Source organism: Acinetobacter sp. SwsAc4 (assembly GCF_013391535.1).
Lineage (GTDB): Bacteria > Pseudomonadota > Gammaproteobacteria > Pseudomonadales > Moraxellaceae > Acinetobacter.
This window is the reverse complement of the sequence record NZ_JACAXC010000002.1, coordinates 80,938-96,125: the sequence shown is the minus strand read 5'-3', so window position 1 is coordinate 96,125 and position 15,188 is coordinate 80,938. Positions and strand designations below refer to the sequence as shown.

The 15,188-nt window shown below is 38.1% G+C and carries 17 protein-coding genes and 1 pseudogene; 8 read left to right on the top strand and 10 right to left on the bottom strand.

Annotated elements, in window-relative coordinates:
• Positions 1–175: 175 nt before the first annotated feature.
• Positions 176–583, top strand: a complete 408-nt coding sequence (locus HYG88_RS01800; RefSeq protein ID WP_005156886.1) for a hypothetical protein — start codon at positions 176–178, stop codon at positions 581–583.
• A gap of 83 nt (positions 584–666) precedes the next feature.
• On the opposite strand, the pseudogene HYG88_RS01795 reads toward HYG88_RS01800, so the two are convergent.
• The 3 genes and pseudogenes from HYG88_RS01795 to pyrE all read right to left on the bottom strand — a co-directional run.
• Positions 667–732, bottom strand: a pseudogene (locus tag HYG88_RS01795) (type II toxin-antitoxin system RelE/ParE family toxin); the annotation flags it as partial.
• 242 nt (positions 733–974) lie between these two features.
• Complete coding sequence (locus HYG88_RS01790) at positions 975–1,349, bottom strand: DUF1413 domain-containing protein (protein WP_005156891.1); 375 nt, start codon at positions 1,347–1,349, stop codon at positions 975–977.
• Between the two features lie 382 nt (positions 1,350–1,731).
• Positions 1,732–2,382 (bottom strand): orotate phosphoribosyltransferase, encoded by a 651-nt coding sequence (gene pyrE / locus HYG88_RS01785; RefSeq protein ID WP_061393106.1) that lies wholly within the window; start codon positions 2,380–2,382, stop codon positions 1,732–1,734.
• Positions 2,383–2,423: 41 nt separating this feature from the next.
• On the opposite strand from pyrE, the gene HYG88_RS01780 reads away from it, so the two are divergent.
• Positions 2,424–3,248, top strand: a complete 825-nt coding sequence (locus HYG88_RS01780; RefSeq protein ID WP_178882463.1) for an exodeoxyribonuclease III — start codon at positions 2,424–2,426, stop codon at positions 3,246–3,248.
• Positions 3,249–3,689: 441 nt separating this feature from the next.
• On the top strand, positions 3,690–4,040 hold the full coding sequence (locus tag HYG88_RS01775) for an arsenate reductase (RefSeq protein ID WP_178882462.1): 351 nt from the start codon (positions 3,690–3,692) through the stop codon (positions 4,038–4,040).
• Between the two features lie 58 nt (positions 4,041–4,098).
• Here the strand turns inward: HYG88_RS01775 and HYG88_RS01770 are convergent, their stop codons facing one another.
• Positions 4,099–4,536, bottom strand: a complete 438-nt coding sequence (locus HYG88_RS01770; protein WP_087547556.1) for a DUF2147 domain-containing protein — start codon at positions 4,534–4,536, stop codon at positions 4,099–4,101.
• Positions 4,537–4,723: 187 nt separating this feature from the next.
• Between HYG88_RS01770 and HYG88_RS01765 the strand changes: the two genes are divergently transcribed.
• Positions 4,724–5,635, top strand: coding sequence for an alpha/beta hydrolase (locus HYG88_RS01765; protein ID WP_178882461.1), 912 nt, complete (start codon positions 4,724–4,726; stop codon positions 5,633–5,635).
• Positions 5,636–5,913: 278 nt separating this feature from the next.
• A complete protein-coding gene (locus tag HYG88_RS01760; protein WP_005156915.1) occupies positions 5,914–7,083 on the top strand; it encodes a GGDEF domain-containing protein in 1,170 nt (389 codons plus the stop codon).
• A 62-nt stretch (positions 7,084–7,145) separates the two neighbouring features.
• Here HYG88_RS01760 and HYG88_RS01755 read toward each other — a convergent pair whose 3' ends face one another.
• The 5 genes from HYG88_RS01755 to HYG88_RS01735 form a co-directional block, all read right to left on the bottom strand.
• Positions 7,146–7,844, bottom strand: a complete 699-nt coding sequence (locus HYG88_RS01755) for a glutathione S-transferase family protein (protein ID WP_178882460.1) — start codon at positions 7,842–7,844, stop codon at positions 7,146–7,148.
• Positions 7,841–9,691, bottom strand: a complete 1,851-nt coding sequence (dsbD, locus tag HYG88_RS01750) for a protein-disulfide reductase DsbD (protein WP_005156919.1) — start codon at positions 9,689–9,691, stop codon at positions 7,841–7,843. The genes HYG88_RS01755 and dsbD overlap by 4 nt, the downstream gene beginning before the upstream one ends.
• Positions 9,692–9,773: 82 nt before the next feature.
• Positions 9,774–10,541: a transporter gene (locus tag HYG88_RS01745; RefSeq protein ID WP_004659845.1), complete on the bottom strand. Its 768-nt coding sequence runs from the start codon at positions 10,539–10,541 to the stop codon at positions 9,774–9,776.
• A 31-nt stretch (positions 10,542–10,572) separates the two neighbouring features.
• Entirely contained in the window at positions 10,573–11,118 is a 546-nt protein-coding gene (locus HYG88_RS01740; RefSeq protein WP_178882459.1) for an ankyrin repeat domain-containing protein, read from the bottom strand.
• A gap of 140 nt (positions 11,119–11,258) precedes the next feature.
• Positions 11,259–11,633: an HPF/RaiA family ribosome-associated protein gene (locus HYG88_RS01735; protein ID WP_004659842.1), complete on the bottom strand. Its 375-nt coding sequence runs from the start codon at positions 11,631–11,633 to the stop codon at positions 11,259–11,261.
• A gap of 374 nt (positions 11,634–12,007) precedes the next feature.
• On the opposite strand from HYG88_RS01735, the gene HYG88_RS01730 reads away from it, so the two are divergent.
• The 3 genes from HYG88_RS01730 (at position 12,008) to HYG88_RS01720 (ending at position 14,189) form a co-directional block, all read left to right on the top strand.
• Positions 12,008–12,733, top strand: a complete 726-nt coding sequence (locus HYG88_RS01730) for an outer membrane protein OmpK (protein ID WP_125272691.1) — start codon at positions 12,008–12,010, stop codon at positions 12,731–12,733.
• Positions 12,734–12,825: 92 nt separating this feature from the next.
• Positions 12,826–13,374 (top strand): GNAT family N-acetyltransferase, encoded by a 549-nt coding sequence (locus HYG88_RS01725; RefSeq protein ID WP_178882458.1) that lies wholly within the window; start codon positions 12,826–12,828, stop codon positions 13,372–13,374.
• A gap of 77 nt (positions 13,375–13,451) precedes the next feature.
• A complete protein-coding gene (locus HYG88_RS01720) occupies positions 13,452–14,189 on the top strand; it encodes a hypothetical protein (protein ID WP_004909982.1) in 738 nt (245 codons plus the stop codon).
• Positions 14,190–14,483: 294 nt separating this feature from the next.
• Here HYG88_RS01720 and urtE read toward each other — a convergent pair whose 3' ends face one another.
• Positions 14,484–15,182, bottom strand: coding sequence for an urea ABC transporter ATP-binding subunit UrtE (urtE, locus tag HYG88_RS01715; RefSeq protein ID WP_178882457.1), 699 nt, complete (start codon positions 15,180–15,182; stop codon positions 14,484–14,486).
• Between the last annotated feature and the right edge of the window lie 6 nt (positions 15,183–15,188).

Below are 15,188 nucleotides of genomic sequence, written 5' to 3'. Positions count from 1 at the left end.
AATTTAAGAAGACATAACACATTGTTTTTTGATATGAAACAAGAGGAGTAATTTTATTATTGAGCGTTAAATAATTTTGATTTATATATATTTTCTGAAAAATAACTAAAAAATGAAAAATCCACTATATACTGCGCGGCATAAACTTACTTAGTGTGTTTTTAGGGGGATTTATATGAAACCAATTGCTAAATTAGGTCTTTGTACGTTACTTATAGTAGGTACGTTTAATATCACGGGCTGTTCAGTATTTATGGCTGCAAAACAGCCTGAAAAAAAAGATACTAAGATGCTTGCTGTTGGTGTACCGAGAGCTGTGATTTTAGCTGAATTCGGTGCTCCTGTTTCAACTGTAAAGAATGGTGATGAAACTGTCGATATTTTTTCTTTTAAACAAGGTTATGGTAAGGCAGCAAAATTTGGGCGTATGATGTTTCATGGAGTAGCTGATGTTGCTACTTTGGGACTTTGGGAGATCATTGGTACTCCAGTTGAGTCAGGATTTGATGGCAATAATATTGCCTATCAAATTACTTACGATCAAAACGATAATGTTAAAACAGTTGTGCAATTAAAAAAGTAACTGTGAAAATAAAAAACTGACATCCTGATCTGACCCCTAAAAGTTAGACAGGAAGTTATGCAGTATTTAAGGACTGATTTCTTGAAAGCTCTCAGTGGTTTACCTCGATGTTGAACACGAAGCTCTTTCATGTTGGTAAATTTAGAGTCTAGGCTGAAAGCCTTATAGAGTGTATGTGATTCTTAGTTTTGATCATTTTTTAAGCAAAAGTGTTGGCAAAAACTATCAAAACTGCTCATAAAAAAGCCGACTTGTTTCAAAATCGGCTTTTTGGGCATTTTTGGATTTTTCTTGTTTTATTAAGTATCTGATATTTATATTAATATACAAATGTATTGTGCATAACCGCCATTATGTTAAATGGTGTCAAAAGCTAATTTGAATATTAACTTTAGAGACGTTTATAGATCGCTTTATTCGCACTAGTGCGTCTTACAAACGTAGCAATTTTTCTAGATTCAACTTCCTGACGAAATAGTCTACCCAATCGTTTACGTTCACCACTTGATAGTTGCTCCCATATTTGATCAGAACAAACATCATTAATATGGAACTCAGCACCTGATGCTTTTTTTTCTGAATTTTGAATTGCTTGATTAATTAGTGAATCTAGAGCCAACGGTTTTTTAGGCTCTATTGGTTTAAGCAGAGTCTTATTTAAAGCATTTTCGATGTATGTATTTAAATCAATATTCTGCTCGATAGCTTGATTTAAGCTCCCTGCTAACACTTTTTCATCTAACGTGATCATTAAGTCTGTAGCCATGTTCATCTCCATAAAATTTGTAATGAGTTGTCTCATTTGCATAATGAGAATTGATATGGAATATAAATTTTTTTAAATCATTAGTCAATCATTATTTTAATGAGATGTAATGAGAAATTTGTTTTTTATTTTTTAAAGATTAGAAGGGGGAATTTTTAAATATTTCTACACTTAACATAATACACCTTATACGAAATGCGTTATAATTTTCTTTAGAAATCAATACTGTAGTTTCTAGTTTATAGCCCAATCGAGCCCGTTTGGGCTTTTTTTATGATTTTTCACGTTCCACGCTTATTTTTTAATCATTATTTTCAATAATCTATTAGCTCAACTCAACAAAAAAGGAAGCTTTCGCTTCCTTTTCTCTTACGCTTAAAATTTAGATGCCATATTTTTCACGATAAGCCTGCATATTGGCTAAAGCTTCTTTCTCGCCTTTTGCATCCAAATAATCCATCAAATCTTTCATTGTGATTAAAGCATGCACAGGGATTTCGAGTTCTTTTTGTACTTCCTGAATCGCTGAAAGCTCACCTTGACCACGCTCTTGACGATCTAATGCAACCAACACCCCTGCAATCGTCGCACCTGCATTTTTTAAGATGGTCACAACTTCACGAATCGCAGTCCCCGCAGTGATCACATCATCAATGATCCAGACTTTCTGGCCAGCAACCGATGCGCCAACCAACACACCACCTTCACCATGATCTTTAGCTTCTTTACGGTTAAAACCCCAAGGAACGCTCTTACCATGCACTTGAGACAATGCCACCGCAGTCGCCGCAACAAAAGGAATCCCTTTGTACGCAGGACCAAAAATCACACCAACGTTTTCACACTGAACCAATTTATCAGCATAACCTTGTGCTAACAAAGACAACGCTTCGCCATCATTGAGCAAACCTGCGTTAAAGAAATAAGGACTGACACGACCTGATTTTAAGGTAAACTCACCAAATTTAAGCACACCACGTGATAATGCGAGTTCGATAAAAGCTTGCGGATGAAATGACACAGGCGTTGTCATATAAGGTGCTCCAAATTCTTTAATTGAGGTTAAACAGACGTATGATACCAAAGGATAGCTATCCAAGTGATGTAAAAATTCTTCGAGTGGTTTCAATTAACGTAAATGGTCTACGTTCATCTGTGACCAAAGGTCTGCTTGATTGGTTAGAACAGTCTGATGCCGATGTGGTGTGTATGCAAGAAAGCCGCATTACCCATGAACAATGGACGCATAAATTTAAACCAGAAGGTTGGTATACGCATCTGTTCCCTGCTGAACGTGCGGGCTATGCAGGCACAGCCATTTATAGTCGCTTACCCTTTGTCTCTGTACAAAATGGTTTAGGTTTTGAACTGGCGGATTCGCAAGGACGCTTTATCACAGCGGAATTCGATTTAGGTCTGTCACACCCTGTTCATATTGCTTCCTTATACTTACCATCAGGTTCAAGCGGTGATGAAGCACAAGCACGTAAAGATTTATTTCTTCAAGAATACGCACAAATACTCAAACAATGGCGAGATGAAAATAAATCGATCATCGTGTGTGGTGATTACAATATCGTGCATAAGCGTATTGATATTAAAAACTGGTCAGGCAATCAGAAATCATCTGGCTGTTTACCGCATGAACGTGCATGGCTTGACCATATTTATGATGAACTTGGCTATGTGGATACCTTCCGTGAGGTACGAAAAGAAGCTGAATTGTATTCATGGTGGTCAAATCGTGGTCAAGCACGTGCGAAAAATGTCGGTTGGCGTATCGACTATCAAGCCTGCTCTCCTGATTGGAAAGCACGCACTGCAAATGCTTGGGTGTATAAAGAACAATGGTTTAGTGACCATGCACCTGTGATTATTGATTATAAAATACACGAATAAGTGAACACATGTTCACTTTGCCCGTCTCTTTAGCTTACATATCATGTCGTTTTTTGTGTATTTTTATTTACCAGCTGTAACGGCATTATAGCACCACGGCACAGGGAAGCGGTCAGGATGACCAAAAAGGGATAGGACGCCGTAGGAAGACAAAATAAACTTAGATTAAGTTTATTTGCAAGGATGAGACATTGGACGTTGAAATGAGACCCGCATGATCAGGATGATTAGATGTGGGTTTTCTCTTTTTTAGATATTAAATATTTTTCCTCTGCTTTGTATTTAGCCATTTAGTTCAAAAAATTAGAAAGATTTAGTCATTTAATCTACGCTTAATACATAACATCGATTCACTTGATAAAAATTTTCAACTGGTACATTCCCTGCCTTTTAAGTTAGGCTTTAACGCATATCTTTCATTGTGTTGTTATGGTTTTCAGTATGTTTAAAATTTATGGAATTAAAAATTGTAATTCGATGAAAAAAGCCTTTGATGCACTACAAGCAAAAGGAATTTCTTACGAATTTCATGATTATAAAAAACAAGGGATTGATGCCGACACTTTAGCAATTTGGCTAAAAGAGATTGGCGCAGATAAGGTTCTCAATAAAAAAGGTACGACTTGGCGTAAATTAACCGAAGCAGAACAGGCTCATGCAACAAGTAATCAGGAAAATTTGATTGAAACTTTAATTGATCAGCCGAGTTTGATTAAACGTCCCGTTTTACAAACGCCTGAAGGCTTTGTCATTGGCTTTGATGAAGCGACTTATCAAAACCTCTCCGATTAAAGAAATAAAATAAAAAACCGAGTCACAGGACTCGGTTTTTTTTACGCTTAAAGTGTAATTAGTTGGCACGAATCCAAGTTTGGTTACGACCAAGCGCCGCTACACCAATATAACCGCGTAATTTAAGCTTTTTACCACCTTCGATGATTTCAGCTTTCAATTTATAAGTTTTGCCAGTCTTAGGATCGAGAATCGAACCACCATCATAATTTACGCCACCAACATTTTTAAGGCTATGAACAATCGTTACCCCTTTTAATGTCTTATTATGAAATGTTCCTTCGCATTTTGAACATGCATTCTCTTGGCCTGGAACTAAATATTTTTGAATAGATGCGGTAAGCGTGCCATCCTTCAGCTCCGTAAATTTCACGATCGCTTTTGGTTGTTTTGTTTCATCATCAATGGTTTGCCATACTGAGCCATTTAATGCATCTGCAGCATTGGCAAAAGTTGTTAAACAGAGCAATCCAAATGCTAAAGCAATTTTCTTCATTTTTGTAATATCCTTAAGGGGTCTTTTCAAGATTAAGAGTATTGAGAATTTCTATCAATATTGCAATTCTTGATTATGACTATTGGGTATAGCCTGAGCAACAACAAAAGATTGCTGTAATGACAGCGCAAGGCACACGAGTCAAAATTCTCTTAGTTATATACTGACCTAACAATATGGAAAAATTATGAAATTTGGTACTGTTTGGAAATATTATTTTACTGAATCATTACTAAAAGCGACCATTCGTACGCCGAGTCAGTTTAATTTAGCCCCGAATGCTTTGCGACCTTTATTAGACCAACTTTGTCGTCTATTCCCCCAAGATCCAACAGTACAAATTCGACCATTGCGCTTAGCAGGCGTGCGTGGTGAAGAAATCAAAGCACAAGTTTCTGCCACACAACTTATTTTTCATATTCATGGCGGCGCTTTTTTCTTGGGGAGTTTAAATACTCATCGTGCCCTCATGACTGATATTGCTGCGCGCACGCAAATGCAAGTGGTTCATGTGGATTATCCTTTAGCCCCTGAACATGCTTTCCCTGAAGCAATTGATGCGATTTTTGACGTTTATCAAGCACTATTAGTACAAGGTATTCAACCCAAAGATATTATTATTTCGGGGGATTCTTGTGGTGCCAATCTCGCTTTAGCATTGTGCTTACGGTTAAAAGCACAACCTGACCTCATGCCAAGCGGTTTAATTTTAATGTCACCCTATTTAGACCTAACCCTCACCAGTGAATCATTACGCTTTAACCAAAAACATGATGCTCTGCTCTCTATTGAAGCCTTACAAGCAGGAATTAATCATTACTTAAAAGATGGTGTACAAGCGGATGATCCGCGTGTTTCACCTCTATTTGATGATCTTAAAGGCTTACCGCCAACACTGGTGCAAGTTGGCTCAAAAGAAATTTTACTGGATGATTCAAAACGCTTTAGGGAAAAGGCGGAACAGGCAGGTGTCAAGGTTCGATTCAAGCTGTACACAGGCATGTGGCATAACTTCCAGATGTTTAATGCATGGTTTCCTGAAGCCAAACAGGCACTGGCGGATATTGCCGATTTCGCCCATTCGCTTGACCGTGACTAAATCCTTTAAGTTTTATCCAAAAAAATGGTCAGCTATGTCTGACCATTGTCATTCTTAATTTAATTTTGTCATCATAAAATAAATTTGATTGAATATTTAGATCATTGCTTCTTTTTCAAAATATTTTTCCCGTTCTAATTTGCATTAAAAAGCCGATGGCTAGACTTTTTTCTCATTCTAAAGATGTTATTGTTATTTTAATTATTATTCTTCAATATTTTGACGACAATCCTACAGTTCCCACGAAATCTCATTGCATATAAGGAAACATGCCAATCATGAGGATTCATTTTAAGAGGTTAGTTGACAGAGAAAAATGGAATTTCTCGCAGTTCTGGGAACATGAACCATTAATTAATTGGAACATGTTAAAGAAATGTATTTTGTTGCTAATCTTAGCCTCACTTATAAGTCTATTTGGAATTATTTGGGACAGTTTTGTCTTGCTGAATCCATTTACATGGCAATGGGTAAATTTACCGTTGGTTCGATCTAAACTTTGGACCAATGTAATCATGCTTTTTGTCTTTTTAAGTTTGATTATGCCCTGCTTTATTTATAAAGATAAATCTTGGGTACAAGAAATCATTCCGATTTTAAGCGTACAGGTCGTTACTGTTTTACTCTGTCATATAGGCTATCTGATTGGGAGTTTTAGTCCAGCAACCATGGTTGCCTATGTCAGTGTTGTGGGAGTAGGTCTGGTTCTGTTTGATCGCAAAATGATTTATTGTGCACTGGTGCCAGCAACAATCGCACTGCTGTTTTGCAACTTTTTAAGTATGTATGGTGTCCTACAATATGCACCGATATTTAAGCTAGAAGTCCTGAATCAAGCTCAAATGCATCCTTTTTGGGTTGGCAGTATGTTTTTCTTCTTATTGCCAATTTTAATTGCTTGTTTGTTGCTATTTGAAAGTCTGCTCAAACAATGGCGAATTCGAGAAACGGCTATTCAAGTACTCAGTCTTTTAGATCCGCTCACGAATGTGATGAATCGTCGCAGTATTAGCAATCACTTAGAGCGCTTACATCAGCAACCAAATCAACTTTACTCGATTGTATTACTCGATTTAGATCATTTTAAGAATATTAATGACCAGTTTGGGCATAGTATGGGGGATCAGGTCTTGATTCAGGTCACGAGATGTTTGGCAAATAATGTGCGTGATCAAGATGTGATTGGTCGTTTTGGTGGCGAAGAATTTATTTTACTGTTACCCAATACTACCACTACACAGGCATATAGTGTGGCCGAGCGCTGTCGCTTAGCGATTGGTGAGTTAAAATTTACCTCAGAAGATCACCAAGAGTTTTCTATCAGTGCCAGTTTTGGCATCAGTAGCACACTCAGTGCCGATGAACCTCACTTAATTATTAGTCAGGCAGATCAAGCATTGTATGCGGTAAAAGCATCTGGTCGAAATCAAGTCAAAATTTTTACTTAACTTTTCTTAAATTAATCCAAAAATAAAGGCATCCAAAGATGCCTTTATTTTTGACCTGTTGTTTAGTCTTTTAAATATTCTTCACGATGATTACGATAAGGCTCATCAAAGGGTACAAACATCTGTTCTTGTTTGGCTTCTGCGATCCACTCTTGAACTGATGCTAAAGCCAATATCTTGTGCATATAACTTTGGCTAGAAGCAGAGATGGGTAATTTATAACATTCAAAACGCATAGCCACAGGCGCATAAAATGCATCGGCAAGGCTAAACTCACCACATAAAAAGCTGTCCTCAGCTGGACGCTCAGACCAAATTTGTTCAATCCGCGCCACATCTGCACGAAGCTGGGCATTGTCCAGCCAAAGCTGTTGTCCAATATGGGACAAATCAGCCTCAACATTCATTGGACACAAATTACGTAAACTTTGAAAACTACTGTGCATTTCTGCACTAATGCATCGTGCTCTGGCTCGTTGTTTTCTATCTTGAGGTAGCACATTCTTTTCAGGATTTTGTTCAGCAATATATTCACAAATCGCGAGGCTATCCCAAATAATCAAATCATCATGCATGAGTGTTGGGACTTTGCCCGTTGAATTCAATTTTAAAATCTCAGTTTTAAATTGGCTATTAGGTTCAAAACTATCAAATTGAATTAAATGCTCCTGAAATGGAATGCCAAGTTGTTTTAATAAAATCCACGGACGCATTGACCATGTCGAATAGTTTTTATTCCCTATAAATAATTGATAGCTCATGGTGATTTCTCTTTTAATTGTGTGAGTTGTTGTAATAGCTCACTTTTCTTAAATGCACCAGTTAAACGTAATGCACGGATTTCTTGTTGTTGCGAATCTAAAAATAAATAGGTTGGTGGCCCTAAAATATCCCATTGATTGAGCAGTGCCTGATGTGAGGCATCATAATGGCTTAAATCCAGTTTAATCAGATAATAAGGTGCTAAAGCTTGCTGCACCTCTACATCCTTTAAAATTCGATGCTCAATCGGCTGACAAGCCACACACCAGTCGGCATAGACATCAATGACAATCTGTCGATCTTTGGGTGCATTTGCCAGAATTTGCTGAAATTCATCGGCGGTTTGCGCCACATGCCACTCTGCTAATTTATCTGCCTGAACTGCGCTTAAATTTTGAATATGTTGATATTGGTTAAAAGCTAAAAATGGAACTGAGATCATCAGCAACAATGCATATAACCACTGTAATTGCCCTTTCTTCACAAACAGACGATATATCGCGAAACCAATAAATGCCATGCCCAATACAAGACTAAGTATTTGAATCGCTAATTCAGGTAATAACGGACGGATAAAATAAATACTTAACGCCAACATCAAAAAGGCAAAAATAACCTTAATTTGATGCATCCATTCCCCTGCTTTCGGTAGTGCCTTTGCACCTAGAACACTGGCAAGCAGTAATGGAATACCCATACCAAATCCCAAGGTGAATAATAGTAGAGCACCTTGCCACTGATTTTGCGTTTGTGAAATAAAGAGTAATGTACCCGCTAAAGGTGCAGTCATACACGGACCGACTAACAATGCTGAGATCATGCCCATGATACTTGCACCAAGCAAAGTCCCACCTTGTTGCACTGACTGCATTTGGTCGAGGCGATTCACCCATTTCTGTGGCAGTTTCAATTCAAATAAACCAAACAGATTTAAAGCGAATACAACGAACAATAGACTAAATGCAACTAATGTCGCAGGTTGCTGTAACCATCGTTGGAAATTTAGCCCTGCCACAGAGGCAATTAAACCCAATACGGCATAGACCATTGCCATACTAAATACAAAAGTAAGTGCAATCGTCCACGCTTTAACGCCTTTATGTTCACGAACAATCAATGAGGTCAAAATCGGCAACATTGGTAAAGAACACGGCGTAAATGCCAATAAAATTCCTAACCCTAGAAATAATAACAAGCTATAAGCAAGAGAGTGCTGTGCCAATGTGCTTGACCACTGTTGGTCTTGCGCCATATTGGTTGAATTATTCAGCTTTACATCATTAGATTTTTCAGTTGTAAGTTCATCCCTCTCCGCGGTCTGAGCATTTAAGCTATTCGCAGAACGAGCAACATCTAAAAAACGTTTTTGTGAATTAGAACTGACATTTTCGACACTAACCAACCCATCAGCATCGGTTTGAAATTCAATATTTTGAGGTGGATAGCAAATACGGTCTTTGGCACAACCCTGCCATGTAACACGATAATGTTGAGATGCTTGAGTGCTAATCTCAAACTCTGCTTGCTGATAATAAACTTGGCTATGACCATAGTTTTCATCGTACTGTTCAATTGCTTTGGGTAATTTCAACGTAACAGGTTGATTGCCTTGTTGAACCTCAAATTTATGTTGATAGAGATAATAATTAGGCTGAATGGTCCAGTGTAACCGCGCTTGATTGGTTTTGGTCGATTCAACTGAAAATGCAAATGCCTGTTCAGGAGTCAGTAATGGTGCTGATAGATTGTCTTGAGCGTAAACCAAAGACGTACATAACAACAATAAAGTAGCCAAAAAGTAGCGCATTAATTGGCTAATGTACCCACCCTGAACAGACATTTTCATGTTCATCTCACTGTAACTCTCCCGATAACTTAAGACCTCATTCTGCCTGCAGAAGGATTTCAAAAGTTAGCGGAGATTTTGACTAGAATAAAACAGATAAACCTAAACCACCGTTATAGCTTTTTTGATCGCCATTCAAATCCACACCTATACTGGCATCAAGTTGAGCTCGATCATTTAAGCTATAGACCAAACCTGTCCCTAAACCATATTCATAGTCTTGGCTTTCTGCTTTACGATAAACAAACTCTGAAAAACCAGATAATTTACCCGCAATTTTATAATCAATGGTTGGAATTGCAGTCACGGCCCAATCACTATTTTGTGCTTCATAACGCATGGTAATTGATGTACCCACCAAATCGCTGAACTTATACGCAACTGCTGAAGTGAGGCTATAAATATCATCTTGATTCGTGAATTCATCATTGCCAGTCGCAATAATCGCTTCTGCTAACACCGCCATCGATAAACGATCATCTTTCAGATCAATCGCTTTCTTTAAACCAATACTGACATCGCCTAAACCATCAGTTTCAGTTTTAAATCCAGCTCGCTTGTGTTGTTGCCATACTTGACCTTGCCAACCCAATTGCAGTTCTAGACCATTTGCTAAACCTGTACGCAACAACATATCGCCATTTAGGGTTAGAGTTTTATCTTTTACACCTTCAATATTTTGTTCTTGATAACTTACTGTTGGTAAGCCCTGTTCCCAAGCAAGTTGACCAACAGGTGTAATCCCTGTTCCGATCCCTGCACGAGGACGGTCAAAAGAAAATTCTGCTGCAAATGTTGCTGTTGTCATGATTGATGCAGCAACCAAGCCTAATACTTGAAACTTTTTCATTGTTCTCCCCTTTATATCTTGTTGGCTAGACTTATGCCGTTAGCTCTTTTGACATTTTCGCGCCATGTTTGCGTAATAATTCGAGTGTTTCACGCTCTTCTACCAAAGATTCTGACCAGTCAATTTCATCAAAATCGCAGTCAAAGAATAACTGGCTAATGGATGACAAAATAGTGAGACCCTCTTCATCTCTTGTGTTTGGATCGACTTTTTCATCGAGTAAGCGTTGAACCACAGGTGCGCATGCTGAACTTGCAGCATCCCAAAGCGGACCATAAAACTCTTCCGCATCCCATAAATGAAGATTGGCCTTCGCTTGAATTAATGCGTCTAAAATAGCAAGATAAACGTGAAGTTCTTGTTGTTTTTCATCTTCACTCAATGGCTTGCCAGCTTCATAAGCCTCACAAATTTTTTCCCACCACGCAAACAAACCATCACAAAGAACTGAAACAGGTGGTCCTTGTTCTGGATCAATAAAGTTTGGGTCAAGTCCTTCAGCAAGTAATGCTTGCACTTGGTCTAAATCGAGTTGTTGTATGGCTTGCACCAAGGCCTGCTGCTGATTGCTTAACATGACCAATTCTCACAATATATTTAATGTTTCTATTATGCCGAATATCCCGACAGGATTTTATAAAACAACCTAAAAATCATGTATAAATTTGATATACACAAAAAAAAAGCCCAAAACTGGACTTTTTTTCGCATTTATCTTTACGCTTCATCATCAACTTTTACATCGTCATCGACGTCAACATATTCTGGTAAACCACCACGATGATGTTCTTTTTTCTCATATAAATGTTCCAAACTACGTTTTAGCTTATCAATCGCACCATGAATAGATGCATCAATATTTGCAGCTTTATGAGTCACGGCAAGTGGCTTCATACCCGCTGGACGAGCTTCGATCATACAACGTTTGTCATGATCGCCCGTTTTCTCCCCATTCTCATCACTAATATGAACCGAAAAATGTGTAATACGCTCGCTATAGCGTTGAAATTCTTGCGTAAGTTCTGCACGGACATAACTAATTAAACGTTCGCTACCTTGAATGTTTTTATCTGTACGGATTTCAATATTCATAAATATCTTCCTCTCTTTTCTATTGAGACGGTGCTACAAAACTTTGTTATCTGGCACACTTTGAGCATGCATTCATTCAGTGCAGTTGTATATTCTGATTATGTAAATGCTTGTGGTCTCCTTGCTTCGCATCTGTTGCTTTTCAGTAGTTAAGAAGATCTTCTATAACTCCAATATCTGACTTTCATAACAAATATGCAAGCTGATTTTTGACATTTTTATTAAAACTTGATCAAAAAGATTCTCTTACCGAATCTTATCTTTGGCAGACCTTTTACCGTATACAATTCTTTTGAGCATTTGGTCAAATTTGGCTTTATTTTTGCTTCATAACTTGTATGCTTTACACGCCTTTTGTGGGGGAGATTTTTTAAATGCAATTGAAGCAACTTGCGGCTACATCTTTATTTTTATCTACAGCAGTTTTCGCTCAAGCGAAACCAATTTGGCAGGATTTCAGCCTAACGGGTTTATACGGCGAAAACTACGAAGTGGTTGATGAAAAACAAACGACTTTAACAGTTGAATATGCGGCAAAAGTAAAATATGCCGATGTGTTCTTCTTTATGGATCGTATGCGTGGTAGCGACGATCATAAAAGCACTTATTTCGAGCTTTCTCCACGCTTGAGCTTGGGTGAGGTTTCAGGTCAGAAACTTGCTTTTGGTCCGATTAAAGATGTGTTGATCTCAACGACTTGGGAAAGTAACAATGATGACTTTTCTAGTTTTGATAACTTCTTATACGGCGTAGGTTTCGATCTTGCAATTCCTTATTTCCAATATGCGAATGTCAATTTCTACCGTGCAAACAATGAAAATACAGCAGATGACTATCAAATGACTATCGCTTATGCGGTTCCATTTAAAGTATCTAGCGAAGATTTCTTAGTTGATGGTTTCCTTGACTGGTCTACAGCAGAAAAAGACCATGCAAGTGAACTTAACTGGACAACCCAATATAAATGGAATGTAGGTAAACACATTTCACCTGAAACACGTTTATATTTGGGCGTAGAACATTCTGTTTGGAATAACAAGTTTGGTATCAAAGGCAGCGACGAAAATAATGTCAGTGCTTTAGTGAAATACCATTTCTAAACGGTTTTGACTGATCAAAACAGCAAGGAATTCCTTGCTGTTTTTTTTTAGATCGCGCATATTGAAATAGATGAATTTTCTTTTATTTTGTTATGTCTCACGATCTTATACTTGCAACGCACACACTACAAAACTCTTATCAAATTCGTTTTGCAACTACTGATGATCTTGAGCAGATTCTCGCTATTTATAATCATGAAATCATCACGGGCACAGCCAACTGGAATGATCAAGCCGTTACTTTAGCGCAATATCAACAGCGCTTTCAGGAGATGCAACAACAGCAATTTCCTATGATTGTCGTCGAAGATCAGTCATTGAGAAAAATTGCGGGTTATGCCTATTACTCTGCCTTTCGTAGTATTACAGGCTATCGACACAGTATTGAGCATTCTGTTTTTATTGATCCGAATTATGCTCGTCAGGGTTTAGGTAAAGCCCTCATGCAACAACTGATTCATCTTGCGACTCAACAGCATATGCATGTCATAGTGGCTGCGATTGATAGCGAAAATACCGGTTCAATCGTATTACATCAACAACTGGGTTTTATTCAAACTGGCTATATGCCACAAGTGGGACAAAAGTTTGGCAAATGGCGTGATTTAGTTTTAATGCAGCTACAATTGAGTCGTTCATAAACAGAACAATTTCATCTCTACTATGCATATGTAGTTGGTTAGAATAAAAACATCTCATTTACAAAATAATTTAAAACATGAAAATTTCACAACTCGCTTTAATCATTACATGTGCTTCAGCAACAACCGTTAGTTTTGCAGAAACGTCTTTTGAGCAAGAATTACAGCAAGGCTGTGCCAAAGTAAAACAATACGCTCTAAATGGGAAAAAGCTCTACGACCAAAAGCAATATGCCAAAGCAGTGAAACAATTTGAAGATCAAGCCGCATGGGCACATTTCTGCCAAATGAATGCTGAAGAAAGCGGTATTAAAGTGACTGACCGTGAGATTGAAATAGCCAATAATAATGTCGGGTTGAGTTATGCAAAATTAGGCAAGCCACAATGGGCAAGAGTATGGTTTTTACGAGATGAAGATTCAAAAATCAGTCTATACAATTTAAAACAGCTTCCTAAACCGCAAATCACGAAAGACCTACAAGGCACTTATGTCCGAGCCAATGGTTTCGGACAATGGGATTACATCACGGTCAAGAAACAACAAAATAAATATCTAATTAATTTTGAAGGTTATTATTTTGGCATTCGTGGTCTTATTTATGGTCCCAATTTAGGTGAGTTTGATACCACAATGCCGATCACTGCAAAGCAAGCCAACTATCATTATGAGGACTGCCAGATTAAGCTTCAATTTACGAATGATACAAATAATGGTCAAAAAATTGAGGTGAAACAAAATAGTGGCGAGTCTGGATGTGGTTTTGGGCATAACGTCTATGCGGGCGGCACGTTCTATAAGGTTGAAGGTAAATAAATGATCTTTACCCTCAAACTCAACAAAAAATTTAAGAAAACTTATGAGTCTCGGAAACGTCATTCACAACCTGCGTAATCTTTGAAAGATATTGTTTCTGCGAAACAATAGAAAAAATCCAAGAATTGAACAGGTTTTGTGAATGACAATGCCTTTGGTTACTTTGGGCAAAACCAAAGTAACTCCAGCGGAAGGCGTATTTAAAAATTAGAAGACTACTAGGTATGACTCCGAAAGATAATCATTTTTTTAATATCTAGTTTCTAAATAGTAAAATGAGATATAGGGTCGATACTAAATCGCCACCAACTCCCTTATCCCCTTTTCAGGCATATCGCCCCCCTGTCCTTGCGCGATCACTTGTCCACGCGCCATCACCGTATAGTTATCTGCAAGCTCTTCAGCAAAATCATAAAACTGCTCAACTAAAACGATCGCCATTTCCCCTTGATCTGCTAATTTACGAATGACCCGACCAATATCTTTAATGATTGACGGCTGAATCCCCTCAGTTGGCTCATCCAAAATCAAGACACTCGGCTCAGAAGCCAACGCTCGAGCAATCGCAAGCTGCTGTTGCTGACCACCTGACAAATCTCCACCACGGCGATGCTTCATTTCATCCAAGACAGGAAAAATTTCGTAGAGATGACTCGGTACTTTTCGGTTTTTTGCGCCTGAAAATTTTGCCATGCCAATCAGGATGTTTTCCTCTACCGTCAAGGTTGAAAAAATATCTCGTCCTTGCGGTACATAGGCCAATCCTGCACGTACTCGTTGCTCAGGCGACATCTTGGCAATATCTTTGCCGTCTAACAAAATTTGTCCTGATTTAATCGGTAAAATCCCCATCAAGCATTTCAGCAACGTGGTTTTACCTACGCCATTACGCCCTAAAACGACGCTGCATTTCCCTACAGGCGCTTGAAAAGACACGTCACGCAGAATATGACTACCACCATAAAACTGGTTAACTTCTTTCACTTCTAACATGGCAGT